23 protein-coding genes are annotated in these 26,516 nt (G+C 68.3%); 15 read left to right on the top strand and 8 right to left on the bottom strand.

The genetic code is table 11. The annotated features are described in order from the left end of the window. Positions 1 to 13 precede the first annotated feature (13 nt). Genes BWQ92_RS15830 through BWQ92_RS15845 form a run of 4 tightly spaced genes read left to right on the top strand, consistent with a single transcriptional unit; the run spans position 14 to position 4,831 of the window. On the top strand, positions 14 to 1,753 hold the full coding sequence (locus BWQ92_RS15830; protein WP_076800997.1) for a nitrite/sulfite reductase: 1,740 nt from the start codon (positions 14 to 16) through the stop codon (positions 1,751 to 1,753). Then, positions 1,750 to 2,466, top strand: a complete 717-nt coding sequence (locus BWQ92_RS15835; protein WP_076800999.1) for a phosphoadenylyl-sulfate reductase — start codon at positions 1,750 to 1,752, stop codon at positions 2,464 to 2,466. Before BWQ92_RS15830 ends, BWQ92_RS15835 begins: the two co-directional genes overlap by 4 nt. Then, on the top strand, positions 2,463 to 3,410 hold the full coding sequence (gene cysD / locus BWQ92_RS15840; RefSeq protein WP_076801001.1) for a sulfate adenylyltransferase subunit CysD: 948 nt from the start codon (positions 2,463 to 2,465) through the stop codon (positions 3,408 to 3,410). Before BWQ92_RS15835 ends, cysD begins: the two co-directional genes overlap by 4 nt. Then, complete coding sequence (locus BWQ92_RS15845) at positions 3,410 to 4,831, top strand: sulfate adenylyltransferase subunit 1 (protein ID WP_076801003.1); 1,422 nt, start codon at positions 3,410 to 3,412, stop codon at positions 4,829 to 4,831. Before cysD ends, BWQ92_RS15845 begins: the two co-directional genes overlap by 1 nt. A gap of 91 nt (positions 4,832 to 4,922) precedes the next feature. Here BWQ92_RS15845 and BWQ92_RS15850 read toward each other — a convergent pair whose 3' ends face one another. After that, the gene (locus tag BWQ92_RS15850) at positions 4,923 to 5,366 is read right to left on the bottom strand and encodes an SRPBCC family protein (protein ID WP_076801005.1); all 444 of its coding nucleotides are present in this window, start codon (positions 5,364 to 5,366) and stop codon (positions 4,923 to 4,925) included. Positions 5,367 to 5,462: 96 nt separating this feature from the next. Between BWQ92_RS15850 and BWQ92_RS15855 the strand changes: the two genes are divergently transcribed. The 6 genes from BWQ92_RS15855 (at position 5,463) to BWQ92_RS15880 (ending at position 12,694) form a co-directional block, all read left to right on the top strand. After that, the gene (locus tag BWQ92_RS15855) at positions 5,463 to 6,629 is read left to right on the top strand and encodes an RtcB family protein (RefSeq protein WP_076801007.1); all 1,167 of its coding nucleotides are present in this window, start codon (positions 5,463 to 5,465) and stop codon (positions 6,627 to 6,629) included. Positions 6,630 to 6,756: 127 nt separating this feature from the next. Further along, the gene (locus tag BWQ92_RS15860; RefSeq protein WP_076801009.1) at positions 6,757 to 7,911 is read left to right on the top strand and encodes an ABC transporter substrate-binding protein; all 1,155 of its coding nucleotides are present in this window, start codon (positions 6,757 to 6,759) and stop codon (positions 7,909 to 7,911) included. Between the two features lie 53 nt (positions 7,912 to 7,964). Then, positions 7,965 to 8,690 carry an ABC transporter ATP-binding protein gene (locus tag BWQ92_RS15865; RefSeq protein ID WP_076801011.1) on the top strand — a complete coding sequence of 242 codons (726 nt, stop codon included), beginning with the start codon at positions 7,965 to 7,967 and terminating at the stop codon, positions 8,688 to 8,690. Continuing rightward, positions 8,680 to 9,666: an ABC transporter permease gene (locus BWQ92_RS15870; protein WP_157365179.1), complete on the top strand. Its 987-nt coding sequence runs from the start codon at positions 8,680 to 8,682 to the stop codon at positions 9,664 to 9,666. The genes BWQ92_RS15865 and BWQ92_RS15870 overlap by 11 nt, the downstream gene beginning before the upstream one ends. Positions 9,667 to 9,868: 202 nt before the next feature. Beyond that, positions 9,869 to 11,140, top strand: coding sequence for a uroporphyrinogen-III C-methyltransferase (gene cobA / locus BWQ92_RS15875; protein WP_076801013.1), 1,272 nt, complete (start codon positions 9,869 to 9,871; stop codon positions 11,138 to 11,140). Positions 11,141 to 11,227: 87 nt separating this feature from the next. Beyond that, on the top strand, positions 11,228 to 12,694 hold the full coding sequence (locus BWQ92_RS15880) for an FAD-dependent oxidoreductase (protein ID WP_076803767.1): 1,467 nt from the start codon (positions 11,228 to 11,230) through the stop codon (positions 12,692 to 12,694). Between the two features lie 54 nt (positions 12,695 to 12,748). Here BWQ92_RS15880 and BWQ92_RS24360 read toward each other — a convergent pair whose 3' ends face one another. The 3 genes from BWQ92_RS24360 to BWQ92_RS15895 are packed head-to-tail and all read right to left on the bottom strand — an operon-like array spanning position 12,749 to position 15,330. Then, on the bottom strand, positions 12,749 to 14,128 hold the full coding sequence (locus BWQ92_RS24360; protein WP_236782979.1) for an SRPBCC family protein: 1,380 nt from the start codon (positions 14,126 to 14,128) through the stop codon (positions 12,749 to 12,751). A gap of 34 nt (positions 14,129 to 14,162) precedes the next feature. Beyond that, positions 14,163 to 14,987: a DUF1206 domain-containing protein gene (locus tag BWQ92_RS15890; RefSeq protein ID WP_076801015.1), complete on the bottom strand. Its 825-nt coding sequence runs from the start codon at positions 14,985 to 14,987 to the stop codon at positions 14,163 to 14,165. Positions 14,988 to 15,039: 52 nt separating this feature from the next. Then, positions 15,040 to 15,330, bottom strand: a complete 291-nt coding sequence (locus tag BWQ92_RS15895) for a hypothetical protein (RefSeq protein WP_076801016.1) — start codon at positions 15,328 to 15,330, stop codon at positions 15,040 to 15,042. A 168-nt stretch (positions 15,331 to 15,498) separates the two neighbouring features. On the opposite strand from BWQ92_RS15895, the gene BWQ92_RS15900 reads away from it, so the two are divergent. Next, positions 15,499 to 16,032 (top strand): hypothetical protein, encoded by a 534-nt coding sequence (locus tag BWQ92_RS15900; RefSeq protein WP_076803769.1) that lies wholly within the window; start codon positions 15,499 to 15,501, stop codon positions 16,030 to 16,032. A gap of 105 nt (positions 16,033 to 16,137) precedes the next feature. Here BWQ92_RS15900 and BWQ92_RS15905 read toward each other — a convergent pair whose 3' ends face one another. The 3 genes from BWQ92_RS15905 to BWQ92_RS15915 form a co-directional block, all read right to left on the bottom strand. Further along, positions 16,138 to 17,328: an AI-2E family transporter gene (locus BWQ92_RS15905; protein ID WP_076801018.1), complete on the bottom strand. Its 1,191-nt coding sequence runs from the start codon at positions 17,326 to 17,328 to the stop codon at positions 16,138 to 16,140. A gap of 82 nt (positions 17,329 to 17,410) precedes the next feature. Continuing rightward, entirely contained in the window at positions 17,411 to 18,091 is a 681-nt protein-coding gene (locus BWQ92_RS15910; RefSeq protein WP_076801020.1) for a FadR/GntR family transcriptional regulator, read from the bottom strand. Positions 18,092 to 18,097: 6 nt separating this feature from the next. Beyond that, on the bottom strand, positions 18,098 to 19,408 hold the full coding sequence (locus BWQ92_RS15915) for an MFS transporter (protein WP_076801023.1): 1,311 nt from the start codon (positions 19,406 to 19,408) through the stop codon (positions 18,098 to 18,100). Positions 19,409 to 19,549: 141 nt separating this feature from the next. Here BWQ92_RS15915 and BWQ92_RS15920 point away from each other — a divergent pair, with 141 nt between their 5' ends. From BWQ92_RS15920 to BWQ92_RS15935, 4 genes are read left to right on the top strand one after another with little or no spacing between them, the layout of a single operon-like run. Then, entirely contained in the window at positions 19,550 to 21,157 is a 1,608-nt protein-coding gene (locus BWQ92_RS15920) for a CYTH and CHAD domain-containing protein (protein ID WP_076801024.1), read from the top strand. 11 nt (positions 21,158 to 21,168) lie between these two features. Further along, positions 21,169 to 23,841, top strand: a complete 2,673-nt coding sequence (locus tag BWQ92_RS15925) for a PEP/pyruvate-binding domain-containing protein (protein WP_076801026.1) — start codon at positions 21,169 to 21,171, stop codon at positions 23,839 to 23,841. Between the two features lie 51 nt (positions 23,842 to 23,892). Further along, positions 23,893 to 24,171: a YciI family protein gene (locus tag BWQ92_RS15930; protein WP_076801028.1), complete on the top strand. Its 279-nt coding sequence runs from the start codon at positions 23,893 to 23,895 to the stop codon at positions 24,169 to 24,171. A 46-nt stretch (positions 24,172 to 24,217) separates the two neighbouring features. After that, positions 24,218 to 24,901, top strand: a complete 684-nt coding sequence (locus BWQ92_RS15935; protein ID WP_076801030.1) for an alpha/beta fold hydrolase — start codon at positions 24,218 to 24,220, stop codon at positions 24,899 to 24,901. 44 nt (positions 24,902 to 24,945) lie between these two features. On the opposite strand, the gene BWQ92_RS15940 is transcribed toward BWQ92_RS15935, so the two are convergent. Further along, positions 24,946 to 26,382, bottom strand: a complete 1,437-nt coding sequence (locus tag BWQ92_RS15940; protein ID WP_076801032.1) for a PucR family transcriptional regulator — start codon at positions 26,380 to 26,382, stop codon at positions 24,946 to 24,948. Between the last annotated feature and the right edge of the window lie 134 nt (positions 26,383 to 26,516).

Genomic DNA, 26,516 nt, shown 5'->3' on the forward strand with positions numbered 1-26,516 from the left:
CTACAGTCGATGCATGACTGATACAGCTCTAGCCGGAGCGTCCACGGACAAGCCCGCGCGCCCCGCCCGTGCCTCCCGCCCCGCCGCCAAGCCTCACGGCCAGTGGAAGGTGGACGGACCCACCCCGCTTAACGCCAACGAAACCTGGAAGCAGGAAGACGACGGCCTCAACGTCCGCGAGCGTATCGAGTCCATCTACGCCAAGGAAGGCTTCGACGCCATCCCCGGCCAGGACCTGCACGGCCGCTTCCGCTGGTGGGGCCTGTACACCCAGCGCAAGCAGGGGATCGACGGCGGCAAGACCGCAACGCTTGAGCCGCACGAGCTCGAAGACAAGTACTTCATGCTCCGCGTCCGGATCGACGGCGGTGCGCTGACCACCGAGCAGCTGCGCGTCATCGGCCAGATCTCCGTGGACTTCGCCCGGGACTCGGCCGACCTGACCGACCGCCAGAACATCCAGCTGCACTGGATCCGCGTGGAGGACATCCCCGAGATCTGGCGCCGCCTGGAGAGCAACGGCCTGTCCACCACCGAGGCATGCGGCGACGTTCCGCGTGTCATCCTCGGTTCGCCCGTGGCAGGCATCGCCAAGGACGAGATCATCGACCCCACCCCGCTCATCGCAGAGCTGGGGGAGCGGTTCATCGGCAACCCGCTGCTGTCCAACCTGCCGCGCAAGTACAAGACCGCCATCACCGGCCACCCCAGCCAGGACGTGGTGCACGAGATCAACGACTGCGCCCTGGTCGGCGTCCGCCACCCCGAACTCGGCGTGGGCTACGACCTGTGGGTAGGCGGTGCCCTCTCCACCAACCCGATGCTGGGCAAGCGCCTTGGCGCCTTCGTCACGCCCGAGCAGGCCGCGGATGTGTGGCTGGGTGTCACCAGCATCTTCCGCGACTACGGTTACCGCCGCATGCGCACCAAGGCCCGCCTGAAGTTCCTGCTGGCCGACTGGGGACCGGAGAAGTTCCGCCAGATCCTCGAGGACGAATACCTCGGCTACAAGCTGGCCGACGGCCCCGCCGCACCCAAGCCGTCCACGCCGGGCGACCACGTGGGCGTGCACGAGCAGAAGGACGGCAAGTTCTTCATCGGCGCCACCCCCATTGCCGGCCGCCTGTCCGGCTCGCAGCTGGTGAAGCTCGCGGACACCATCGAGGCCAGCGGTTCCCGCCGCCTGCGCACCACCCCGCACCAGAAGCTCGTGGTGCTGGACGTCCCCAAGGACGAGGTGGAACCGCTCGTGGCCGGGCTGGACGCCCTGGGCCTGTCCGCCCGCCCGTCCGTGTTCCGCCGCGGCACCATCGCCTGCACCGGCATCGAGTACTGCAAGCTGGCCATCGTGGAGACCAAGGTCACCGCGGCCACTGCCGTTGCCGAGCTGGAGCGCCGCCTCGCTGACCTGGCGGACAGCGGCCAGCTCCCGCAGGCACTGTCCTTGCACATCAACGGCTGCCCCAACTCCTGCGCCCGCATCCAGACCGCGGACATCGGGCTCAAGGGCATGATGCTTCCCACGCCCGACGGCGACCCCAGCCCCGGTTTCCAGGTCCACCTGGGCGGCGGGCTGGCTTCCACCGAACGTGACGAGGCCGGCCTGGGACGCACAGTCCGCGGCCTGAAGGTCTACGTCGCCGACCTGCCCGACTACGTCGAACGTGTTGTCCGCCGGTTCGTCGCCGACCGCGCCGAAGGCCAGACCTTCGCCGAGTGGGCGCACGCAGCAGACGAGGAGGCACTGCAGTGACGAACGTCCAGGTCAAGCGCTCCAATGAGGAGCTGAAGGCCCTCGCCGAGGCCGGTGCTGCCGAGCTCGGCTGGGACGCCCCGGCCCGCGACGTCATCGCCTGGGTCGAGCGCAACTTCGACATGCCCGCCGTCGCCGTTGCCTGCTCCATGGCCGACGCCGTCCTGCCGGCGCTGGTCGCGGACCAGCTTCCCGGCGTCGACGTCCTGTTCCTGGAGACCGGCTACCACTTCCCGGAGACGTACGCCACGCGCGACGAGGTGGCCGCGAACCTCCGCGTCAACGTGGTGGACGTGCTTCCCGAGAACACCGTGGAGCAGCAGGACCGCCTGCTGGGCAAGGACCTCTTCGCCCGCGACGCCGCCCAGTGCTGCGCCCTCCGCAAGGTGGCCCCGCTGCAGCGCACCCTGGCCGGGTACGAACTCTGGTTCACCGGCGTCCGCCGCGACGAGGCCCCCACGCGCACCAACACCCCGCTGGTGTCCTGGGACGAAAAGAACGGTCTGGTCAAGGTCAACCCGATGGCCGCGTGGACGTTTGACCAGCTGGTCCAGTACTCCGACGACAACCTCCTGCCCGTCAACCCGCTCCTGTCCCAGGGCTACCCGTCCATCGGTTGCCAGCCCTGCACCCGCAAGGTGGCTCCCGGCGAGGACCCCCGCGCCGGCCGCTGGGCAGGAACCAACAAGACAGAATGCGGACTACACGTATGAGCACTTTCCTGACTGAGGAGTCCACCCTGGTGACCGACGCCGCTGAATCCACGCGCCTCTCCAGCCTGGACACCCTCGAATCCGAAGCGATCCATATCATCCGCGAGGTTGTCGCCGAGTTCGAGAAGCCGGCGCTGCTGTTCTCCGGCGGCAAGGACTCTGTGGTCATGCTGCACCTGGCCACCAAGGCGTTCTGGCCCGGCAAGGTGCCCTTCCCCGTGCTGCACGTGGACACCGGCCACAACTTCCCCGAGGTCATCGACTTCCGCGACCGGACGGTGGAGCGGCTGGGACTGAAGCTCGTCGTCGGCTCCGTCCAGGAGTTCATCGACCGCGGCGAGCTGGCGGAGCGTGCCGACGGCACCCGCAACCCGCTGCAGACCGTCCCGCTGCTGGACGCCATCCAGTCCAACAAGTTCGACGCCGTCTTCGGCGGCGGCCGCCGGGACGAGGACAAGGCCCGCGCCAAGGAGCGCATCCTGAGCCTGCGCGACGAGTTCGGCCAGTGGGACCCGCGCAACCAGCGCCCCGAACTGTGGAACCTGTACAACGGCCGCCACACCGTGGGCCAGCACGTGCGCGCGTTCCCCATCAGCAACTGGACCGAGCTGGATGTGTGGCGCTACATCGAGCGCGAAAGCATCGAACTTCCGGGTCTGTACTACGCCCACGACCGCGAGGTTTTCGCCCGCGACGGCATGTGGCGTGCGGTGGGCGAGGTTTCCCAGCCGCTGCCGCATGAGGAAGTCGTCACCAAGACCGTCCGCTACCGGACCGTCGGTGACATGTCCTGCACCGGCGCCGTTGAGTCGGCTGCCGCCACCGTGCGCGACGTCGTGATCGAAGTTGCCGCCTCCACCATCACTGAACGTGGCGCCACCCGTGCGGATGACCGCATCTCCGAGGCCGCCATGGAAGACCGCAAGAAGGACGGCTACTTCTAATGACTACCGACATTGACACCGCCCGCGCCGCGGCGCTCCTGGACGAGGCTCCGCTCGCTTCCGCTTCGCTGTTCCGCTTTGCCACCGCCGGATCGGTCGACGACGGGAAGTCCACTCTGGTGGGCCGCCTCCTGCACGACTCCAAGGCCATCCTCGCCGACCAGCTCGAGGCCGTTGCCCGCACCTCCTCGGACCGCGGCTTCGGCGGCGACAAGGGCGGCATCGACCTGGCACTGCTGACCGACGGCCTGCGTGCCGAGCGCGAGCAGGGCATCACCATCGACGTGGCTTACCGCTACTTCGCCACGGACCGCCGCAGCTTCATCCTCGCGGACTGCCCCGGGCACGTGCAGTACACCAAGAACACGGTGACCGGCGCGTCTACCGCGGATGCCGTCGTCGTACTCATTGACGCCCGCAAGGGTGTCCTGGAGCAGACCCGCCGGCACCTCTCCGTGCTGCAGCTGCTGCGCGTGGCCCACGTGATCGTTGCCGTGAACAAGATCGACCTCGTGGACTTCAGCGAGTCCGTCTTCCGCGAGATCGAGGCCGACGTGCAGCAGGTGGGCCGCGAGCTGGGCCTCGGCTCCGATGGCATTTCCGACCTGCTGGTGGTTCCGGTTTCCGCGCTCGACGGCGACAACGTGGTGGAGCGCTCGGAGCGCACCCCCTGGTACGCCGGGCCGGCGCTGCTCGAGGTGCTTGAGACGCTGCCCGCCGCCGACGAGCTGGAAAGCCACCTGGAGAGCTTCCGCTTCCCCGTGCAGCTGGTCATCCGGCCGCAGGGTGCGCTGGCGCCGGACGCCGTTGCCGCCGGGCTCGACGTCGAGGCGTACCGCGACTACCGCGCCTACGCCGGTCAGATCACCGAGGGCTCCGTGAAGGTGGGGGACCAGGTCAGCGTGCTGACCCCCGGCCAGGACCCGCGCACCACCACGGTCACGGGCATCGACTTCGCCGGTGCCTCGCTGGAGGAAGCCTCGGCTCCGCAGTCCGTGGCGATCCGTCTGGCCGACGAGTTCGACGTCGCCCGCGGTGACACCATCGCCGCCGCCGGCACCGTCCGCGAATCCTCGGCCGACCTGTACGCACAGCTGTGCTGGCTGTCCCCGAAGCCGCTCCGCGAGGGCGCCAAGGTCCTGGTCAAGCACGGCACCCGCACCGTTCAGGCCCTGGTCCGCAGCGTCAGCGGCAAGCTGGACCTGGCCACGTTCAACCTCGAGGGTGCCTCCAGCCTGGAGCTCAACGACATCGGGCACGCGCAGCTCCGGCTCGCCGCCCCGCTGCCGCTCGAGAACTACCTGCACCACCGGCGCACGGGCGCGTTCCTGGTGATCGACCCGATCGACGGCAACACCCTCGCCGCCGGCCTGGTCAAGGACCACCCGGGCGACCACGAGGACGAGCGCTACAGCATCTGATTCCGCGAACCCGCCGGAATGCCACGAGGCCGCCGTATCCGTACGGCGGCCTCGCTGCATTCCGGCGGGTTCGGCGGTTAAAGGGCTGCGGTTAAAGCGCCGCGTCGCCTTCCAGGATCGACTTGAGCTTTTGCAGGTCCTTGCGGGTCGCCCTGCGGATCATCGGCGGCATAAGCAAACCTGCGAGCTTCGAGAACCCGGACGGCTGGCCGCTGTTGCCCAGCGTCATCCGGGTTCCACCGCTGATTTCCGCCCAGGTGTAGGTTGTCTGCATCGGAAAGGGCCCCTGGGCGGTGCGCATCACGAGCTTCTCGCCCGGGACGTACTCGACGAATTCGTAGGTGTAGTTCAGGTCCCGGCCCATGAACTTGGCGGTGAAGGCCACCTTGGATCCGACGTCGATCGGTCCGGCCGACAGGCGCTGGGCAGAGTGGATGTTGTCGTACCATTCCGGGGCGTTGTCGGGGTTCGCGGCGTACTCCGCCACCTCTTCCCGCGGCCGCCGGATGAGGATCTCGGTTTCGACGTTCACCATGCTTGCATCTCCTTCGTGGGGACTGGTCCTTGTGCGAGGCCCGGGGTTTAGCCTTGAACCTACGTTAGTCCCCGCTGATCCAGTAGGAGGCGCAGCATGGAAACCATCACCGGCCGGCTCATCAACTGGGCGTCAATCCTGGACGACAAAACCCGCGAGCAGGCCCTGACCACGTCCCGCCTGCCCTTCATCTACCCCCATCTGGCGCTGATGCCGGATGCACATCTGGGCAAGGGCGCAACGGTGGGATCCGTCATCCCGACGCTGGGCGCGATCATTCCGGCCGCCGTCGGGGTGGACATCGGGTGCGGCATGATCGCGGTGCGGACCCAGTACACCCTCAAGGACCTCCCGCGGGACCGGAAGCCGCTGCGTGAGGGGATCGAGCGCGCCATCCCGCTGTCCGCCGGCCACAACAACCGGAAGGTGACGGCCACTGCGGAGCCACGCATCGCCGAACTGCACCGGCGCGCCGAAAAGGCCGGCTTCAACCCTGCGCAGTACGTGGCGAAGTGGGAGCTGCAGCTTGGCTCGCTTGGCTCCGGAAACCACTTCATCGAGGTCTGCAAGGACGAGACCGACGCCGTCTGGCTGTTCCTGCATTCCGGCTCCAGAGGCGTCGGCAACAAGATCGCCCAGCACCACATCCGGGTGGCGCAGGGCGTGGCCCGCGACAAACGGATCACGCTGGAAGACCCGGACCTCGCCTACCTGGAGGAGGGCACGCCGGAGTTCACGCGTTACATCAAGGAGCTCCGGTGGGCCCAGCACTTCGCCCTCCTGAACCGCGAGGAGATGATGGACCGCGTCATCCGCCAGTTCAGTGACTGGGTCGGCGGAACGGTCAAGGAGACGGAGCGGATCAACTGCCACCACAACTTCACCCAGCAGGAAACGCATTACGGAAAATCGGTCTGGGTGTCGCGCAAGGGCGCCATCAAGGCGGAAGCGGGTGATCCCGGCCTGATTCCGGGGTCCATGGGGACGGCGTCCTATGTGGTGGAAGGGCTTGGCAACACCGCCTCCCTGAACTCCTCGCCGCACGGTGCCGGCCGGGAGTATTCGCGCAACGCCGCACGCAAGGCCTTCTCGCTGGCCCAGCTGAAGGAAGCCATGCACGGCATCGAGTTCCGGGCCACGGAAGCGTTCATCGACGAGATCCCGGCAGCCTACAAGCCCATAGACCAGGTGATGCACGACGCCGCAGACCTGGTGAAGGTGCGGCACCGGTTGCGTCAGCTCGTCAATGTCAAGGGGGATTAGCCCGCGAAACGTAGTGGGGGCACCAGCACGCTGTTTTTTGTGGCCGAATGTGACGTTGCATGAACCTGCGTGACCCCGGGTTTCCGCTTCATTGAACCCCGTTTAGGCGAGTCCCTATGGTGAATCCATGAGTACTCCCAGGCCGGGCATGACCCGCATTGTGGCCGGCGAAAGCCAGACGCCCAAGCGCCGCCGTGCCCTGGAAGTCGCGCTGGCCGTCGGCCTCGTCCTGCTGATCAGCGTGGGAGCCGTTGTTGCGTCAGCTGTGGCCCGGGATTCCAACGCCCTGGCCGCCCCCAACGCCGCGGCCGCCCCGGCGGACGAGCTGAAGCTGGGCTACTTCGGTAACATCACGCACGCCCCGGCGCTGGTCGGCGTCAAACAGGGTCTCATTGCGAAGAGCCTGGGCGAGACCAGGCTGAGCACGCAGGTGTTCAACGCCGGCCCGGCCGCGATCGAGGCGCTGAACGCCGGTGCGATTGACGCCACCTACATTGGCCCGAACCCGGCCATCAACTCCTTCGTCAAGAGCAAGGGTGAATCCGTCAGCATCATCGCCGGCGCAGCGTCAGGCGGTGCGCAGCTGGTGGTTAAGCCGGAGATCAAGAGCGCGGCTGACTTGAAAGGCAAGACCCTGGCTTCCCCGCAGCTGGGCGGCACCCAGGACGTGGCGCTGCGCGCCTGGCTGGGCGAGCAGGGCTATGAAACCACTCCCGACGGCGGCGGGGACGTTGCGATCAACCCCACCGAAAACGCGCAGACCCTGAAGCTGTTCCAGGACGGCAAGCTCGACGGCGCGTGGCTGCCCGAGCCTTGGGCCTCCCGCCTGGTGCTGCAGGCCGGGGCGAAGGTCCTGGTGGACGAGAAGGACCTGTGGGACGGGTCGCTGACGGGCAAGCCGGGTGAGTTCCCCACCACGATCCTGATCGTGAACAGGAAGTTCGCCGCCGAACACCCGCAGACTGTGGAGGCCCTCCTCAAGGGCCATGTGGACGCGGTGAAGTGGCTCAACGACACCCCCTCCGCAGAGAAGGCCGCCGTCATCAATGCCGCCCTCAAACAGGATGCCGGCAAGGCACTGGCGCAGAACGTCATCGACCGCTCGCTGAAGAACATCGTGTTCACGGTGGACCCGCTGGCCGGAACGTACCAGAAGCTGCTGCAGGACGGCGTCGATGCCGGCACCACCAAGCAGGCCGACCTCAACGGCCTCTTCGACCTCCGGGCGCTGAACGCAGCGTCCACGGAAAAAAGCTCGGCAGCAGGGCTGGGCCGGGACTAGCCCGGCCGCACTGCAACCGCCGCACGTAACGCACACGAACAAAGGACGGGACCATGCCAGTCGTACTGGAGAACCTGGGCAAGCGCTTCGGCGAAGGCGCCCCGGTGCTGGACGACGTCAACGCCACCATCGGCAAGGGCGAGTTCGTTGCCCTCCTCGGTGCGTCCGGCTGTGGCAAGTCCACCCTGCTGAACATCATGGCGGGACTGGAGCTCCCGACGTCGGGCGCCCTTGAGGTGCCCAGCGACGGCGCCGCCTTCATGTTCCAGGACTCGGCACTGTTCCCGTGGCTCACTGCGCGCGAGAACGTCGAGCTGGCGCTGAAGCTGCGCGGCGTGGGCAAGGCCGAGCGGCGGGTGAAGGCCGCCGAACTGCTGGACCTGGTCCACCTGGGCGAGGCGGCGGACCGCCGCCCGCACGAGCTGTCCGGCGGCATGCGCCAGCGTGTGGCCCTGGCCCGCTCGCTCGCGCAGGACCGCCAGCTGCTCCTCATGGATGAGCCGTTCGCCGCCCTCGACGCCATCACCCGCGACCTGCTGCACGACGAACTTGAGCGCATCTGGAAGGAAACCGGACGCACCATCGTCTTTGTGACCCACAACGTCCGCGAGGCGGTCCGGCTCGGCCAGCGCGTCCTGCTGCTGTCCTCCCGGCCCGGCCGCGTGGTGCAGGAATGGGAAGTCACCGAAGAACACCGTACCGACGCCGGTCTTGCCGGACAGCTGACCGGGGTTATCACCGCCCGGCTGCGAGAGGAGATCCGCCGCCATGCCAAGTAACTCATCTCCCGTGGCTGAACCCGTCGAGACACCGGTGGCCGAGCCTGTCGAGGCATCCGGCGCTGCGTCCTCGTCTACGGGTGAAAAGGTGCATGCTGCGCTGACCCGGTCGTCCACGGGCTCGGCCGACCTGCGTGAGCTGGAGTCCGGGCTTGATTCCCTGCAGTCCGATGCCGTCCGGAAGGCACGCGTGGACTGGAGCCGGATCCTGCTGCCGGTTGCCGCCGTCGTGGTCCTCATCATCATCTGGCAGTTCTATGTGTCGCTTGGCCTCAAGCGCCGCGACCAGGTGCCCGGCCCCATGGATGTGCTTGAGCAGTTCGGCACGCTGTGGGCTGAGGGGTCACTGCAGGAAGCTGTCTGGACCTCGCTGCAGCGGGGGCTCCTGGGATTCCTGATCAGCGTCGCGATCGCCACGCCGATCGGTCTGCTCCTGGCCCAGGTGGCGCCGCTGCGCAGGGCGTTCGGCCCGCTGATTTCGGGGCTGCAGGTCCTGCCCTCGGTCGCCTGGGTCCCCGCGGCCATCATCTGGTTCGGCCTCACCGACGCCACGGTGTACTTCGTGGTGTTCATGGGCGCGATCCCTTCCATCATTAACGGCCTGATCTCCGGCGTGGACCAGATCCCGCCGCAGTACCGCAGCGTGGGCACCGTCCTCGGCGCTTCACGGCTGCAGATGGCCGTGCAGATCATCCTGCCCGCGGCGCTGCCCGGGTACCTCAGCGGCCTCAAGCAGGGCTGGGCGTTCTCCTGGCGTTCGCTCATGGCCGCGGAAATCATCGCGGTGGGCGGCACCATCGGCTTCGGCCTCGGCTCCATGCTGAACCAGGGCCGCGACCTCGCCGACATGACCATCGTGATGTCCGCGATCCTCCTGATCCTGGCCGTGGGCATCCTCATCGAGCTGCTGGTGTTCGCCCCGATCGAGAAGCGCCTTCTCCAGCGCCGCGGCCTCCTGGCAGGCAGCACACGCTGACCCTCCGCACTGAACCCGAAAGCCCGACGGCGAATCCCGCCGTCGGGCTTTTTGCTGCCCGGCTGCCGGGCGAAGCTGGGGCACTTAGCTTTGGGCCCCCTGGACGCCAACAATTCATCCCAATGTGACGCAGCGTTACCTTGCGTGAACTGGTGTTTCCGCGCCGTTGGCCGGGTCCGTAACACGGCCCTACCGTTGATTCATGGCAATTCAGGACATTTACCCCACGGCGCTGCGCCTCCTCGGCCGCCCCGTGCTGGTGGTGGGCGGCGGACGCGTTGCTGCGCGCCGCGCGAAGGGCCTGCTCGACGCCGGTGCCCGCGTCACCGTGGTCGCCCCCGAGGCCACCGCCCCGCTCCGCGAACTTGCCGACGCCGGCCTGCTCACCTGGGAGCCCCGCACCTACCGCTCGGAGGATGTCGACGGCGTCTGGTTCGTCCAGACCGCCACCGGCGATCCCGCCGTCGACACCCGTGTAGCCGCCGACGCCGAAGCGCAGCGCGTCTGGTGCGTCAATGCTTCCGACCACGAGTCGTCCGCCGCCTGGACGCCGGCCGTCGCTGAAGTGGACGACGTCAAGATCGCCGTCAACGCCGGGGGAGACCCGCGCCGTGCGATGGCCCTGCGCGACGCCGTCGCCACCGCCCTGGAATCCGGCGACCTGCCGCTCCGCCGCCGCCGTGCCCACCGCGGATCAGTTGCCCTCGTGGGCGGCGGCCCCGGCGATACCGGCCTCATCACCGTCCGCGGCCGCCGGCTGCTCGGCCAGGCCGACGTCGTGGTTGCCGACCGCCTCGGCCCGCGGGAACTGCTCAATGAGCTTGCCCCTGACGTTCGCGTCATCGAGGTCGGCAAGACCCCCGGCCACCACCCCGTCCCGCAGGCGGAGATCAACCGGATCCTCGTCGAAGAGGCGCTGCAGGGCCACCGAGTTGTCCGGCTCAAGGGCGGCGACCCCTACGTCCTCGGCCGCGGCGGCGAGGAAGCGGAATTCTGCCGCCAGCACGGCGTCGAGGTTGAAGTTGTTTCCGGCGTGACGTCGGCGATCTCCGTCCCCGCCGCCGCCGGCATCCCGGTCACGCACCGCGGCCTGGCCAAGGGCTTCAGCGTGGTCACCGGCCACGAGGAACTGTCCGAGGTGCCGGCCCGTCCCGATCACACGATTGTCCTGCTCATGGGCGTCGGCCAGCTGCGCGAGTCCGCGTCCGCCCTCGGCAAAGCCGGTCTGCCCGCTGACACGCCAGTTGGTATCGTGGAGAACGGCTACCTGCCGGACCAGCGCGTCACGATCGGCACCCTCGGCACCATTGCCGACCAGGCCGAGGCCGCCGGCGTCGCCAATCCTGCAGTGATCGTCATCGGTGACGTTGTCCGCGTCAGCCCTTTCGCGCCGTCGCACTTCAAAACCGCTGACTACAGCACCACCAGCCCCAACAAGCCCCGCACAAGCACCACCCGCGTTCTCACCCCCTGAAACCCATCGATTGCTCCATAACTGCCCTTATGAAGGTTCAAAAGGGCGTCTACGGAGCAACCGATGCAGAAGAAAAGGAACACAGCCGTGTCAACCAGCACCACCGTAGGAACCGCCGCCCGCCCGTTGCGCGTGGCCGTCATCGGCTCCGGCCCGGCCGGCGTCTACGCAGCGGACATCCTCACCAAGAGCGAGGCCGTCAAGAGCGGCGAGCTGACCGTGAGCATCGACCTCTTTGACCGCTACCCGGCGCCCTACGGACTGATCCGCTACGGTGTGGCCCCGGACCACCCGCGCATCAAGGGCATCGTCAACGCCCTGCACAAGGTCCTGGACCGCGGCGATATCCGCTTCTTTGGCAACGTGGACTACGGCACAGACCTCTCCATCGAGGACCTGCGCGCACACTACGACGCCGTCATCTTCGCCACCGGCGCCATCAAGGACGCCGACCTGAACATCCCGGGCATCGAACTCGAGGGCTCCTTCGGCGGCGCCGACTTCGTGTCCTGGTACGACGGGCACCCGGACGTTTCCCGCGAATGGCCGCTGGATGCCAAGGAAATCGCCGTGATCGGCAACGGCAACGTGGCCCTCGACGTGGCCCGCGTCCTCTCCAAGCACGCCGACGACCTGCTGGTCTCCGAGATCCCGGACAACGTCTACGCCGGCCTGAAGGCATCGCCCGTCACCGACGTCCACGTCTTCGGCCGCCGCGGCCCCGCCCAGGTCAAGTTCACCCCGCTGGAGCTGCGCGAACTGTCCCACTCCAAGGACGTGGACATCATCCTGTACCCGGAGGACTTCGAGTTCGACGAGGAATCCGACCGCCAGATCCAGACCAACAACCAGACCAAGACCATGGTTGGAACGCTCACCAACTGGATCGCCGAGCAGCCCGAGGACGTCTCCGAGCTCAAGGCTTCCCGCCGCCTGCACCTGCACTTCCTGCACAGCCCGGTGGAGATTTACGACGACGCCGAGAACCCCGGGCGCGTCAGCGGCATGAAGTTTGAACGCACCGAGCTGGACGGCACGGGCAACGCCCGCGGCACCGGCGAGTACGTTGACTACCCGGTCCAGGCCGTCTACCGCGCCATCGGCTACTTCGGTTCCGCCCTGCCGGAAATCGAGTTCGACCACAAGAAGGGCGTCATTCCCAACGCCGGCGGCCGCGTCCTGGACGCCTCCGGCGAGCACGTCCCCGGCGTCTACGCCACCGGCTGGATCAAGCGCGGCCCGGTCGGCCTCATCGGCCACACCAAGGGTGACGCCCTCGAGACCGTGACGTTCCTGCTGGAAGACCGCGAGAACCTGCCGGTTGCCGAGGCACCTGCTGCTGACGCCGTCGTCGAACTGCTCGAAAGCCGCGGCGTGGAATACACCACCTGGGAAGGCTGGCTGGCACTGGACGCCCACGAACTTGCCCTCGGCGCCGAGGCCACCGCTGCCGGCGGCTCGCATGGGGTTGAGGTTGTGCGTGAGCGCATCAAGGTGGTGCCGCGCGAGGACATGGTCGCCATCTCCCGCGACGGAATCGCCGCCAGCGTCTAGCACCTAACTACCACGAATGTGGGCCCGCATCCTTGGATGCGGGCCCACATTGCCTTAAGTCCCCGCGCCGCCGGCGGCCATGAGCTCCAGGCGCTGCAGGGTTTCCTTGTTGCGCACCGTGATGAGCGGATCCCGCAGTGCCTTGGGAACAGCCAAGCCGGGGCCGCGGACCGCGTCCTCGGCCATGGTCACCCGGCACTGCTCGCCGAGGTCTTCTAAGGTGATGACCACCTTGGCCTCCCCGAGGGGCCAGCCCCGCGCGATCAGCTCCAGCCGCCGCTCAGGTTCCACTGCCGTCACCTTCGTTGAATCGTCGATGAGCAGCGGCCAGGCACCCACCGAGTGGTGGAGCCGGGTATCGACCTGCGGCCAGTGCGCATCCACGTCGCGGATACGTGAGGCACCGACCACCCAGCCCGAATAGAGCCAGCCGTCCGCTATCACCCGCCAGACTGCCGATGCCGGTGAATTGAAGACCTGCGTGACGGTTGACATGCTGTTCCTTTCGTCGGCCGAACCCCGACGCCGGACGGCGGAGTTCAGGTCTGTGGAGCCGGCGGGTTCCGGTGCACCAACCATGCGGGCAGCGGGGCGCCGGGCGGCACGGTAGGAGCGCTCCCGGAGCCGGCGCGTCCAGGCATACGTTCCCGCCCCGGGCAGGGGGTGCTTCAGTGGATCGAAGCGGATGGGCGTGTCCGCCCTGGCCGTGCCGCCGGAGGCCGCGGCTGCGCTTTCAGGAACAGCGGCCCTCAGGTGCAGTACGCCGGCCTGCACCCACCGGCCTGCCGGCGTGGCGTATGACAGCGCCAGGGTCCAGTCTCCGGTGGCCAGCGATTCCCTGAAGTTACCGCCGGTGTCTGCCCTCCCGGTCGCGCGCGGGGGCAGGGACAGCGTGCGCAGCCCCAGAAGGACGGGGCCCTTGGCCCCCCGGTACGGCATCAGCGTGGTGAACCTGGCGGTGCCGACATCCAGCTTGGGCACCAGCATGAACCGGGCCGGCACACCCCAGCCGGTCGAGGCGAACAGGACGTCGCCGACGTCGGCACTGTCGCCAAAGGCATCAAGGTCACCGGCGCCGGAAGCGCCGGAAGTACCGGAAGCACCCGAAGTCCGCAGCGCCAGGCCCAGAATGTCCGGCAGCGATTCCGGAAGGCCTACAGAGCGAGAGAACCGTCCGCGCACCCGGTACGTTGCGGCGTCGTCGAGCCATGAGATCCCGCTGGCTGCCGGGAGCCCCGCGGCAGCGCGGCCCGCGGCGCCGGTGAGCGTCAGCTCCCCAACCAGGCTGATGCCCCGCGGATGGATCGGCCGTCCGGGGCGCACTGCTTTGAGGCTCCGGAAAACGGCGGCAAGGCCGCGGCCGGCGAGGTCTGCCGCCCGGTTGGATGTGCGGTTGGGCGCGCCGCCCGGGTCACCGCTGAACCGTCTACTCATGCGTCGTCCTCCCAAAGCCAGAGCTTTCCCGTAGCTACATCCTGCCGAACTTTGACCGGACCAGGGCGAAAATTCCGTAGCAAATAAAGCCGGCCCCGATCGCGAACAGCAGGTAGGGGCCGTATTCGTGGTCGCGCAGCGCCTTCAGGCTGCCGTCGAGGCCGGTGGATTCCTCGGGGCTGCGCTTGGCGGCCGCGATGGCGAAAAGGAGCCCGGTGAGGAACAACGCGATGCCTTTGGCCACGTGTCCGGTTACACCAAGGGAGTCGATGAGTTTGCCCCGGCGGCTGCCGTCAAAGTGGAGCTCCTCCTTGAACCGGCGCCGGACGCCCTTCACCACGAAGTAGATGCCCACACCGATCACTGTCAGGCCCAGTGCACTGAGGATCACTCCGCCGAACGGATTGCTGAGCAGGGCTGCGCTCACGTCCCGCGTGGACTCGCCGGAATCACCGCGAAGCCCCACTGCAAAGCCGGCGAAACTCAGCCCGACGCTGCCGTACGCGATCGCGAGGAAGCCGGACGAAATCAGCTTCCCGATCCGTTCCTTGCGGGGCAGGTGGCGGGCCCGGAGAGTGGCCTCGCTCAGCTGCCAGAGGGAAAGCCCGGCGCATCCCACCATGCATGCCCACATGAGTGCCGGCCCCCAGGGGTTGGCGGCCAGCTGTTCGATGGCGCCGGTGGGGTCGGCCTCCCCGGGATGACCGAAGGCCAGGGCAATCGCGATGGCGCCGACAATGATGTGCAGCAGGGCCATGACAGCGAAACCGGAGCGCGCGACGACGTCGAGCGCCTTGGTGTTCGATGCAGCCTCCGCGGCGTCGGCCGCCTCGCTGATCGTCGAGTCCCTGTCTGTCATGCCCTCCGCTTAACCGTTTACGCAGCGCCCGGTCCCGGGCCCTTATGCCGTCTTAGCCGTTCATCGGCCCTTCCGCATGCATCCGCTCCGAGCCCTCGCCCACGAGCCTTACCGTGCAGCGCACCACGAGGTCGTCCGGTGCCGTTTCGATGTCCACGAGGGCGTCGCCCGCGCTGAGCACGGTGAACGCCTCCGAACCGGGCTCGACGCCGAAGCCCTTGCTCTGGGCGGTCTGCGTGGCGTTTGCCAGGGCCTCACGCTTCAGCCCGTCCACGTACGCCTGGTCGTCCTCGCGTTCGGAGTCGCCGAATGCCCAGCCGAAGAGTGTTCCTGTTGATCCCATGGCGTTGATTTTACGCACAGAACCGTTGATATTACGGGCTACCGTAACGTTAGTAAGTGTGCTTACCATGTGGGGACCACGTCTTTGGTAGGGCTGGCGGGCACCCGGATACGGGGTCCGCGGAAGCCACTGCTCCGGATTGAATCTCTCGTGATTAGGAAGGACATCATGGCTGGAAATCTTTTTGCGCGGTCAGTACACGACCTCACGGCAGCGGCCTGGTTTGGCGGCTCCCTGATGGGTGCGGTCGGCCTCAATGGGGCCGCCGCGGAGGCGAAGGACCCGGCCGAGCGCACGCGTCTCTCGAGCCGGGGCTGGATGAGATGGGCTCCCGTCCAGGCGGCTGCCTTCGGAACCCATCTGCTGGCGGACCTGTTCATTGCGCTGGAAAACAAGGACAGGATCGCAAGCCAGGAGGGCGTCGCCCGGGACACCGTGCTCAAGACGGCCGTCACGGTGGCGGGAGCTGCGGTCACCCTGTACGCAGGGATGCTGGGGAAGAAGGTGGACAAGCTGGCCGACGAGGGTGCCGAAGGCGCCACCGAGCCCCGTGCCGGCGCGTCGGCCAAGCTGCAGTCGGCGCAGAAGCAGCTGAAGGCGCTGCAGTGGGCCATTCCGGCCTTCGCGGCCTCTGTCATCGTCCTCGGCGCCAAGCACGGCGAGATGCAGCGGCCCAAGAATGTGTTCAAGGGTCTGCGTTGAGGCATTTCGCTTAGGGGATAAACGCACGACGGCGGCCGGGCACTTGGGTGCCCGGCCGCCGTCGTGCGCGTATCACCCTCCGTCTGCTGGGTGACTCAGGTGTGGCTACGTCGGCTGGGTGTCTGCCGGCGGCAGGTCGGGGTTCATGTCCTGGAGGTGGGGGTCCTCGGCGGTCCACACCTGGATGATCGCCCATGCCACGGCGGCCAGCGGCACGGACAGGACGGCTCCGATGATCCCCGCCAGGATGGTCCCGGCCGTCAGGGCCATGAGGATGACGAGGGCGTGGAGCTGCAGTGACTTGCCCATGACGATCGGCTGCAGCAGGTCACCTTCGAGCTGGTTCACCGCAATGACCACCGCCACCACGATCAGAGCCACCACCGGCCCGTTGGCGACAAGAGCCACCAGCGCGGCGAGGATCCCGGCCACCGTTGCCCCGACAAGGGGAACGAAGGCGCCGATGAACACGATGATGGCCAGCGGAACGGCCAGCGGCACCTGCAGGATCAGCAGCGCGGCGCCGATGGCCACGGTATCCACCAGTGCCACGATGGCCGTGCCGCGGACGTAGCCGCCCAGGACCTCGAGCGTCCGCTTGCCAACGCGCCGCAGCCGGGCTTCCCGTTCGCCGGAGAACGGCCGCAGCAGGAAGTTCCAGATCTTCGCGCCGTCCTTGAGGAAGAAGAACAGGATCACCACCATGAGGGTCGCGCCGGCCAGGAACTCCGTGACCATGGACAGGCCGGTGATGGCACCGGAGCGGACCTGGCTGCTGGTGGCGAACTGGACGGCGCCTTCCCGGGCCTGGTCCAGCTGCTCGCGCTCCAGGGCGAGGGGGCCCGAGAGGAGGAAGTCCTCAAGTTGGTCGAGCCCGTTGGAGGCCTGCTGGACCAGCTCGGTCCACTGGCTGCGGACGGAGAAGTAGATCACGGTGCCGATGCCGGCCAGCAGGATCAGCAGGGCCACGAATGCCACGGCCGTGGCGGCCCCGCCCCGCATTCCCCGGCGCCGCAGCAGATTGACGAACGGGCCGATTGCGGCGGCCAGGATCAGCGCGATCAGCACCGGAATGACCAGCAGCCGGACCTGCAGGAGGCCGTACACGGACACGGCGGCGACGGCGAGTATCAGGAGCACCTGGGCGCACCGGATCCCCACCCTCCCGAGGCCGTCGGACCACAGCTCCCGGGGCGGTTTATGCTCTTTCTTCGGCGGCGCCGTGCTGGGCGTGAGAGGACCGGGCATGACCTCTTGGGGCCGATCCTGCTCGGACGGTCGGGCTGTTCGGGCCATCGGAACTCCTACTCATCAGGTCAATCAGACGACTGGCTTAATTGATAAGCCTACTGATGTTCCCTGTTGTGGAGAAAGCCTGTTACTCCTGCAGCCACTCCGAGCAGGAGTTAAGGTTCCGGTGCACGCTGGCCACGGCCGCGTTGCCGTCATGCGCTTCGATGGCGTCCACTAGTTCCCCGTGGCCCGCGTCCGGCAGGCCGTTGAAGCCCGGGCGCAGGTGCTGCTTCAGCAGGTCGGCGTGGAAGACGTCGCCAAAGCTGACGTACAGCTCGTGCAGCAGGGGATTGCCGGAGGCCTGTGCCAGCCGCTCGTGGAAGCCCCAGTCGGCGCGCGCCCAGCCCGCGTAATCCTCGGCGTGCCAGGCCTTATCACGCTCTGCGAGCAGCGCGCGCATGGCGGCGATGTCGTCGGGTGTTGCATTCCGGGCGGCGAGGCGCGCGGCCTGGGTGTCCAGCCCCACGCGGACCTCGAGGACGTGTTCATTGGTGTGTTCCTGGTAGAGCCGGCGGGCGGCCCCTGAGATTTCACTGGTGGCGCGGACATAGGTTCCGTCTCCGCGGCGGACCTCGAGCATGCCGCTGTGGGCCAGGGCCTTGACGGCTTCACGGAGCGTCCCGCGGGACACACCGAGTCCGGACATGAGCTCCGTTTCGGACGGGATGCGCTGCTGCAGCGGCCATTCGCCCGTCTGGATCATTTCGCGGAGCTTGGCAGTGACTTCGTCCGCCAGCGGCGGGCGGTGCGACGTGCTCAGGGTCATGGTGTCCTATTCTTTCATTCCGCCGGCGTTCGCCCCGGCGGCCCCACGGGAGGCTGCGCCGGCGGATGCACCCGCGGATGCACCCCGGGGTCCGGAGGCGCTCACTCCGGCAGTGCGGCCGCTGCTCAGCAGGTGTGCCACCACGATCTGCACCACGGCGACGACCAGGAGCAGTGCCAGCGGCAGCATCCAGCTGCCCGTGGCGCTGTGCAGCAGGCCCATGCCGAACGGGCCGACGGTGGCCAGGAGGTAGCCGGTGGACTGCGCCAGCGTGGAAAGTGCCGTTGTCTCGGCGGTGTTCCGGCCACTGCGGCTGATGATCACCATGACCAGGGGGAAGATGCCCAGGCCGAAGCCGAGCAGCACCGCCGGGATGACGGCCAGCGAGACGGGAAGGAACAGGAGCGCGGCAATGCCGGCCGTCATGGTGAGGGTGGCCAGGTAGACGGCGGGACGCAGCCTCCGGGGCCGGGAACCGATGGCGATCAGCAGCATGCCGGCCGGAACCGAGACCAGCTGCATGACGCCGAACATGAGGGCGCTGTCCGCCGCGCTGAGGCCCATGGTGGTGAGCATGTAGGGGAACCAGCTGAGCAAGGCATAAGCCAGCAACGCCTGCAGCGTGAAAATGGCGGTAAGCAGCAGGCCGGTCTTGGTGCGCAGCAGCGGCCACGGGGAAACGTGCCCGGCGGATTTCCGGACAGTGTTGCGGTGGGCGTGCAGCGTCACGGGCAGGAAGCCCAGAAAGGCGGAGAGGGCGAGGATCCCGATGGCGCCCAGCCCGGCCGACGGCGACCCGAGCAGTTGCGACAGGGGAACCACCACCACGGCCATGACGGTGGCGCCGCTGGTCATGGTCACCGTGTAGACGGCGGTCATGAGCGAAGTGCGGGCGGCGAAATGCTCCCGGATGAAGGACGGCATGGACACGTTGCAAACAGCCAGTCCGGACATCCCAATCACCGTACCGGCCACCAGCATGCCGGTGGTGGGAATGCCCCGGACCAGGAGCCCGCCTGCCAGCATGGCAAGGGCGAGCAGGATGGCCTTTTCGACGCCGACCTTCCCGGTCAGCCACGACGTCGCGGCCCCGGCCACGGCGAAGCACAGCGTGGGAATCGAGGGGATGAGTGAGGCGACCAGCGGCCCGTAGCCCAGGACCTGCTGCAGGTCGTGCAGCAGGGCGGAAGCGCCCGTGATCCCGGCCCGCAGGTTCAGTCCGATGAGCACCAGGGCAATGACGCCCGCGACGACGGCGGTCCGGGGCTTTGCCGAAGGGGTTGCCAGGGCCGGGGGTGCTGAAGAGGTGGTCGCCATCCCTTAACGTTAGACGTAAGACGTTTGATGTCTAGAACTTTGTGGGGAAACTCTCGTGGCCCGATTCGGCCGGGGCATAGACTCGGCCCAGCAGGAGCATCGCGCGCAGCAACCCGGCAAGGGGAAAGGACGCCGCCCACCATGACAGCCGAAGGCCTGGAAACCGAGAAGAAGTACGACGTCGACGCCGGCACGACGGTGCCGGACCTTGCCGCCATTCCAGGCGTGGGCCGGGCAGGCGAGCCGCGCGAAGCCCAGCTTGAAGCTGTCTACTTCGACACGGAGGACCAGGTTCTCGCGGCCCGCCGCATCACCCTGCGGCGCCGCGCCGGCGGGACCGACGCCGGCTGGCACGTGAAGCTGCCGCCGGGACCCGCAACGGCTGAAGGGCCCGGTCCCCGCCAGGAGATCCACGCCCCCCTGGGCCAGGCCGACGTCGTTCCCGCCAAACTGCTGGCCCACCTGCACGCCTACCTCCGCGGATCGGACCCCGTGCCCGTGGCACGGCTGAACACGCGGCGCATCACGCATGCGCTGTACGGGGACGACGGCGTGCACCTTGCCGACCTTTTGGACGACACCGTGGAGGCCGAGCTTCTCCGGCGGGCGGGCCAGCAGCAGGCAGACCAGAAGCTGCAGTGGCGCGAATGGGAACTCGAGCTGGTTCACGGCAAGCCGGAGCTGTTCACAGCCGCTGCCGAGGTCTTGGCCGCGGCCGGTGCGCGGCCGTCAGCACATGAGTCAAAGCTGCGCCGTGCGCTCGGTGAAAGCCTGCCGGAAACCCGTGCGGCGGACGCCGGAGCAAAGCAGCCCGGCGGCGGAAAACCGGACAAGAAGAGGCCCGCGTCCGCCGTCGTCAGCGAATACCTGGACGGGCAGATCGACGAAATGCTGGCGAACGACGCCCGGGTCCGGCTGGAGGAGCCGGATGCGGTCCATGCGATGCGGTCGGCCGCTCGCCGCATGCGGTCGGCCCTCGGGGTCTACCGGAAGCTCTATGGCGGGGGTGCGGTGGGCAGGCTCCGCGACGAGCTCAAGTGGCTGGGCCGGATCCTCGGTACGCCCCGCGACGCCGAAGTCATGCAGGACCGGCTGCGGACCAGCCTCGGCAAACTTCCGCCGGGGGAGGGGGCCGACGAGGTGAAACAGCGGATCGAGCGCGAACTGGGGACCAGGCTGGACGCGGGCTACCGCAGGACGCTGGAGGTGCTGCTGACCGACCGCTACTTCCGCCTCCTCGACGACCTCGAGGATTTCCGCGACCATCCGCCTGTCCGGCCGTCGGCGGCGCCCGCGCGCAAGGCCGCCCGGAAGCTGGTGGGCAAGTCGGCCAAGCGGCTGCGCCGCGCCCATAAATCGGCCCTGCGGGTCAAGAACGGCCCCGGTGAAAGGCCGGACATCGGGCACAGGGACGCCACGGCGCACGAAACCGCCCTGCATCAGGTGCGGAAGGATGCCAAGCGGCTGCGGCATGCGGCCGAGACGATGGACCCGGTCTTTGGCCGGCGCGCCGCCAGGCTGGCCAAGGCGGCGCACAAACAGCAGAAGATCCTTGGCGACCACCACGACGGCGTGGTGGCGCGGATCTTCCTGGGAAAGCTCGCCGGCGGCCCCGACCTGCCGGAACCTGTGGCCGCGGCCTACGGTTCGCTGCTGAAGCGGGAGGAGAAGAGCGCGGCCAAAGCCGAAGCCAAGTACCGCAAGGCGCACCGTAAGTCGCGGAAGCTGATCCGGCGCGGGCTTGCATAGGGGAACAGCCGGTGGAAAAGCACGCGGACCGGCATGAAGCCAGGCCGGTGGGCCCTGTGATCAGCCTGGCCCACGTGCATACCGCCATGCTGCCTGAAGTGGGTGGCAAGGCTGCCAACCTCGGCGTGCTCCTGGCCGCCGGCTTGCCGGTCCCGCAGGGGTTTTGCGTCACCACCGGGGTGTACCGGCAGGTGGCGGACGCGGCGGGGGTAGATCCGTCCGGGCCGGCGGAGCTGGCACGCAGCAGGCTGGCCTCGGCGCCCATACCCGAGGACACCACCGAAGCCATCCGTGCCGCCTACTCCGGTCTGGGCGAGGACACCCCGGTGGCCGTGCGGTCCTCCGCCACCGCCGAGGATCTCGCGGAAGCCAGTTTCGCCGGCCAGCTGGACACCTGCCTCAACGTCGTCGGGCCGGATGCCCTGCTGGATGCGGTCCGCCGCTGCTGGGCCTCCCTGTGGACGGACCGGGCGGTGGCCTACCGCGCCGATCACGGGATGGATCAGCGCGAGGTGGGCATCGCCGTCGTCGTTCAGGAAATGGTGGATGCCGACGTCGCCGGCGTGCTCTTCACGGCCAACCCGCTGACCGGCCGGCGCAAGGAAACGGTGATCGACGCAGCGCCCGGACTCGGTGAAGCGCTGGTCAGCGGGGCCGTGAACCCGGATCAGTTCACGGTCGACACCGCCACCGGGCGGATCCTCCGGCGGAGCCTGGGCGACAGACTCGTCGAAAGCCGGCCCGCCCCGGGCGGCGGGACGCGGCTGGTGCCCCGGCGGGATCTGTCGCAGCCGTACGACGGTGGGCGGCAGGCGTGTCTGACGGACGGGCAGGTGCGCGCGCTGGCCAGGCTGGGAACCTGGGCCGAGGAGCTGTACGGCCAGCCCCAGGACCTGGAGTGGGCGATCGCGCCGGACGGCGGGATCCGGGTGGTGCAGTCCCGTCCGATCACGACGCTGTTTCCCCTCCCGGAGCTTTCCAACGATGACGGCGGGGTCCGGGCTTACCTGTGCGCGAGCCTGCTGCAGGGGCTGACCCGGCCGCTGACACCGATGGGGCTGGCATCCTTCAGCCTGATGAGCGACAGCAGCCGGTCAGCAGGCAGGGGAACGTCCCCCTACCGGTCCGCCCAGATCGGGATGCGCATGTACGTTGATGTCACCCCCCTGCTGCGCAGCAAGGGCGGAAGGCGCGGCCTGCTGAGAGCCATGAAAGTAGCCGATGCCAGATCCGTTGACGTGCTGGCCTACCTGGCCGCAGACCCCCGCTTCGCCGTCAGCAGGGCGTCCAACCTGACGTCGCTGAAAGCGGAATTCCGGGCCCCGCACCGCCTGGGCCTGATCGGTCAGATCCTGCGCGCGATGGCCAACCCCGGTGCCGCGCTGGAGCGGGTCCGGGCATCGGACCGTGACATGGACCAGACGCTGGTCCTGCCGGAGCCGGCCTCCAGCACCATGCGGCTGGACTTCGTGGAACGGGGCCTCACCAAAGACATCGTCCCCGGCGTGATGCGGATACTGCCGCCGGCCGCCGCCGGGTACATCTGGCTGGGCCTGGCCCGGCTGCTGCTGGGCAGGCTTGCCCAGGCCGGCGACCTGCAGGCCGTGCTGCGCGGCCTGCCGCACAACGTGACCACGGAAATGGACCTGGAGCTCTGGCGTGTAACCACCGCTGTCCGGGCGGACCCGGAGTCCGTGCGCGCACTGACTGGGGAGGCCCCGCAGGTGCTCGCGGGCCGCTACTTCGACGGGACGCTGCCGGCCATCTGCCAGGGCGCACTGCGTGGCTTCCTCGACAAGTACGGGCACCGTTCGGTGGCCGAAATTGACCTCGGCGTTCCCCGCTGGGGCGAGGATCCCGCCCACATCATCAACGTCCTGGCCAATTACCTGAAGCTCGCGGACCCGGACCTCGCCCCGGACCGGGTCTTCCGGCGGGCTGCGGAAAAGGCCGAAGCCAAGGCCGCCGAACTGGCTGCACGCGCTGCCCGCGCCAGGGGCAGGGTTTTCGGCAGAGCCGTTGCCCACAGCCTGCGGCGTGCACGAGAAACCGCCGGAATGCGCGAGCACCCCAAGTTCCGCCTGATCATGGCCTTCGCCGTCCTCCGCCACCAGCTCCAAAAGGTGGGCGAGGACCTCGCAGCCGCGGGCCGTATCCCGGTGCCGGACGACGTCTTCTTCCTGGACCTCGCCGAAGCGCGCGCCGGCCTCCGTGGCGGCGACCTGCACGGCCTCGTCGAAGAGCGTCGCCGGAACTACCAACGCGAGATGCGGCGCCGGCACATTCCCCGCCTGCTGCTTTCCGACGGTACCGACGTCGAGGCGGCCATGGCCGGGCAGGCACGGGCGCCGTCTTCGGGTCAGACGGGAGCCCTGGCCGGGGCACCGGCCTCGGCCGGTACCGTGACAGGCAAAGCCAGAGTCATCCTGGACCCGGCCGGCGCGCACCTGGAGCCGGGTGAAATCCTCGTGGCGCCGTCCACGGACCCGGGATGGACGCCGCTGTTCATGACCGCTGGAGCGCTGGTCATGGAAATGGGCGGACCTATCTCCCACGGTGCCGTAGTGGCCCGCGAATACGGGATTCCCGCCGTCGTCGGTGTTCCCGACGCAACCCTGCGGATCAGTACCGGGGACACCGTCACTGTAGACGGAGCCGCGGGGACGGTGATGGTGGAATCCTGACCCCATCAAATCCCTCCCGCGACGCCGGGAGCGGCCGGTAGGATCGCGTCCATGGAATCCGTCGTGATCTACAGCCTTCGTGAGGGCGTTGACCGCTCCCGCGTGCTGGAAACGTTCCCCCGCCACAAGGCCTACTACGAGGAGTTCCGCGCCGCCGGCGGCGGGCTTGTTGCACTAGGTCCGTTCCAAACTCCGGATCCGGCCGGCGCGTCCATGGGGATCTTCACGTCCCGCGAGGAGGCCGAACGCTTCATCGCCGGTGACCCCTTCGCCACCGAAGGGCTCGCAGAGCCGCGCATCCTCGACTGGGACGTCGTGCGGTTTGAGTAGGCGCCGCGGTCCGGCCGGACGCAGCGGCACCAGGCATGGAGGACGCGTGAGCACTTTCGTTCTTGTCCCGGGCGCCGGGGGAGCCGGCTGGTACTGGCACCGGCTGGTTCCGGAACTGGAGCGGTTGGGACACCAGGCCCTTCCGGTCGATATCCGCGAGGACGACCCTCGGCTGGGACTGCCGGACTACGCCGATGCCGTCGTAGCGGCTATCGGTGCCCACCGCGACGTGATCCTCGTGGGCCAATCCCTGGGCGCGTTTACGGTGCCGGTCGTCGCGGGACGGGTGCCGGTGGAGCTTATCGTCCTGCTCAACCCGATGATCCCGCTACCGGGTGAGACGCCGGGCCAGTGGTGGGAGGCCACCGGCCAGCCCGAGGCACGGGAGCTCAACGACCGGCTCAACGGACGCACTGGCGAATTCGATGAGCAGGTGCACTTCCTGCACGACGTTCCCCCGGAAGTAGCCGCCGCGGGCGCCAGCGAGCAGCGCGCTCCATCTGACACCCCCTTCGGCCAGCCCTGCGAGATCGGCCGCTGGCCGGACGTGCCCACTAAGGTCCTCATCGGCCGCGATGACCGCTTTTTCCCGGTGGACTTTCAACGGCGCGTAGCCCAGGTCCGGCTTGGCCTGACGATAGACGAAATGCCGGGCGGACACCTGGTTGCCCTGAGCAATCCGGTTGAACTCGCACTCCGGCTGGACGGCTTCGCCCGCGGACGCCTGTAACCGTTGCGCGCGGCCTCAGCGCACGGAGGACTCAGCGCGCGGCCTCAGCCGGCGTGACGTGCGCCGAGCCGGGCGACGGCCAGGGCCAGCCACAGCTGCACGCGGTCCGCGGTGACCGAGGGATCGTACCCGGTGAGTTCGGTGATCTGCGCCAGCCGGTAGCGGACCGTGTTCCTGTGTAGGGTGAGGGCTTCGGCGACGGCGGCAACGGAGCCGTTGTTGTTCAGGTAGCTCTCCAGAGTGGCCATCAGCTCGGCGCCGTGGGCGGCATCGAAGCTGCGCAGCGGGTCCAGCGATTCATTGGCCATGTCCGCCAGCGGCACGTCCTCGCTGGCCAGGAGCAGGGACGTCAGGCTGAGCCGCTCCGGCTCGTTCACCGGCAGCCCATGGCTGGCCGCATCGCGTGCCTCGAAGTAGCTCCAGCGCAGGCCGTTCGGCTTGGTGTAGGCACCCCCGATGCCGATGGTCGCGTGGATGCCGGCCTCGGCGAGGTGGTCGCTGAGGCTCTTGGCCAGCACCGTGGCGCCGCGTCCGTCGTCGGCCACCACGGTCACCAGGTCCTTTCCGACGACGGCACTCACCGCGTTCTCAAGCGCCTGCGGCAGCGAGGAGCTGACCAGCTGCTTGTGGTGCGCCTCGGATCCGGCCAGGATCACCACGTTCTTGCGGGTGCTGTTGATGCCCGTCCCGGCAAGGCGGCGGTGGGCCTCGCTGGGGTCCAGGGTCCCGTGGATGACGTCCTCAAGCACCTGGCCGGAGAGCGCCCGCTCCGCCTGGCGCTGCTTGACCATGTTGTTGAGCTCCACGCTGATGAGGTTCTGCGCGTAGCCGATGATGCCGGAGTCCTCGAACGGCTGCTTCACCCACAGCGTGCAGGCATCGCGGCGGCCGGTGGGGATCGGGTAGGTGGTCCAGGAATCAGCGGACGGCGGCTCATTGCTGCTGTTGTACAGCTGCGCGGTGAACTGGGTGAGGGCGATATCGGTGCGAAGCATGCCGCCCAGGTGGCGGAGGAGCTCGGCGAGGCCACCGCCGGTAAGCAGCGCGCGGGCCAGGATCTGGTGCCCGGCAATCAGCCGCTCCAGCTTCGAGTAGTGGTCTGCGGACTGGGCATCTGCCACGAGCTTGCTGATGGCGATGAACGGCGTGCCGTAGGGCACTTCGACCACGGGCAGTCCCCAGCGGTTCGCCTCGGCGATCAATGCCGGCGGGACGGCGTCATGCGAGAGGCCCACGCCGAAGCCGATCCCCACGGCGCCGGCGCGTTGGACCTGGCGGACAAAGCGGCGCTGTTCGGGCGCACTCTTCATGCGCAGCCCGGTGGTCAGCACCAGTTCGCCGCCGTTGAGGAAGCGCTGCGGGTCCTCCAGTTCGGTCACCGCAACCCAGCGGATGTCCTGGTGCGAGGTGGTCTCCGCGAGGCTGGATTTCTTGAGTCCCAGAGACTGCACGGCCAGCAGCGCCGCGAGGGAAATTGCCATGGATCAAGGGTAGCCGGAGGCTAGCCGATCGCACTAAAGCAGACGTTCAAGGGTGTGCAGGTGGCTATTCCCCGGGGTGTTGGGCTGGAATAGGCTCGAGTCAGCCGCATCACACCATCCAGGACGAAAGAGGT

It is taken from the genome of Arthrobacter sp. QXT-31, assembly GCF_001969265.1.
In the GTDB taxonomy this organism is placed as follows: domain Bacteria; phylum Actinomycetota; class Actinomycetes; order Actinomycetales; family Micrococcaceae; genus Arthrobacter.

Bases quoted from the DNA above. Each gene is read 5' to 3' on its own strand.
- BWQ92_RS15910 (WP_076801020.1), bottom strand. From the start codon at position 18,091: ATGACCCTGAGCACGTCGCACCGCCCGCCGCTGGCGGACGAAGTCACT.
- BWQ92_RS15900 (WP_076803769.1), top strand. From the start codon at position 15,499: ATGGCTGGAAATCTTTTTGCGCGGTCAGTACACGACCTCACGGCAGCG.
- BWQ92_RS15865 (WP_076801011.1), top strand. From the start codon at position 7,965: ATGCCAGTCGTACTGGAGAACCTGGGCAAGCGCTTCGGCGAAGGCGCC.
- BWQ92_RS15830 (WP_076800997.1), top strand. From the start codon at position 14: ATGACTGATACAGCTCTAGCCGGAGCGTCCACGGACAAGCCCGCGCGC.
- BWQ92_RS15920 (WP_076801024.1), top strand. From the start codon at position 19,550: ATGACAGCCGAAGGCCTGGAAACCGAGAAGAAGTACGACGTCGACGCC.
- BWQ92_RS15860 (WP_076801009.1), top strand. From the start codon at position 6,757: ATGAGTACTCCCAGGCCGGGCATGACCCGCATTGTGGCCGGCGAAAGC.
- cobA (WP_076801013.1), top strand. From the start codon at position 9,869: ATGGCAATTCAGGACATTTACCCCACGGCGCTGCGCCTCCTCGGCCGC.
- BWQ92_RS15845 (WP_076801003.1), top strand. From the start codon at position 3,410: ATGACTACCGACATTGACACCGCCCGCGCCGCGGCGCTCCTGGACGAG.
- BWQ92_RS15930 (WP_076801028.1), top strand. From the start codon at position 23,893: ATGGAATCCGTCGTGATCTACAGCCTTCGTGAGGGCGTTGACCGCTCC.
- BWQ92_RS24360 (WP_236782979.1), bottom strand. From the start codon at position 14,128: ATGAGTAGACGGTTCAGCGGTGACCCGGGCGGCGCGCCCAACCGCACA.
- cysD (WP_076801001.1), top strand. From the start codon at position 2,463: ATGAGCACTTTCCTGACTGAGGAGTCCACCCTGGTGACCGACGCCGCT.
- BWQ92_RS15855 (WP_076801007.1), top strand. From the start codon at position 5,463: ATGGAAACCATCACCGGCCGGCTCATCAACTGGGCGTCAATCCTGGAC.
- BWQ92_RS15850 (WP_076801005.1), bottom strand. From the start codon at position 5,366: ATGGTGAACGTCGAAACCGAGATCCTCATCCGGCGGCCGCGGGAAGAG.
- BWQ92_RS15905 (WP_076801018.1), bottom strand. From the start codon at position 17,328: ATGGCCCGAACAGCCCGACCGTCCGAGCAGGATCGGCCCCAAGAGGTC.
- BWQ92_RS15940 (WP_076801032.1), bottom strand. From the start codon at position 26,382: ATGGCAATTTCCCTCGCGGCGCTGCTGGCCGTGCAGTCTCTGGGACTC.
- BWQ92_RS15895 (WP_076801016.1), bottom strand. From the start codon at position 15,330: ATGGGATCAACAGGAACACTCTTCGGCTGGGCATTCGGCGACTCCGAA.
- BWQ92_RS15870 (WP_157365179.1), top strand. From the start codon at position 8,680: ATGCCAAGTAACTCATCTCCCGTGGCTGAACCCGTCGAGACACCGGTG.
- BWQ92_RS15915 (WP_076801023.1), bottom strand. From the start codon at position 19,408: ATGGCGACCACCTCTTCAGCACCCCCGGCCCTGGCAACCCCTTCGGCA.
- BWQ92_RS15890 (WP_076801015.1), bottom strand. From the start codon at position 14,987: ATGACAGACAGGGACTCGACGATCAGCGAGGCGGCCGACGCCGCGGAG.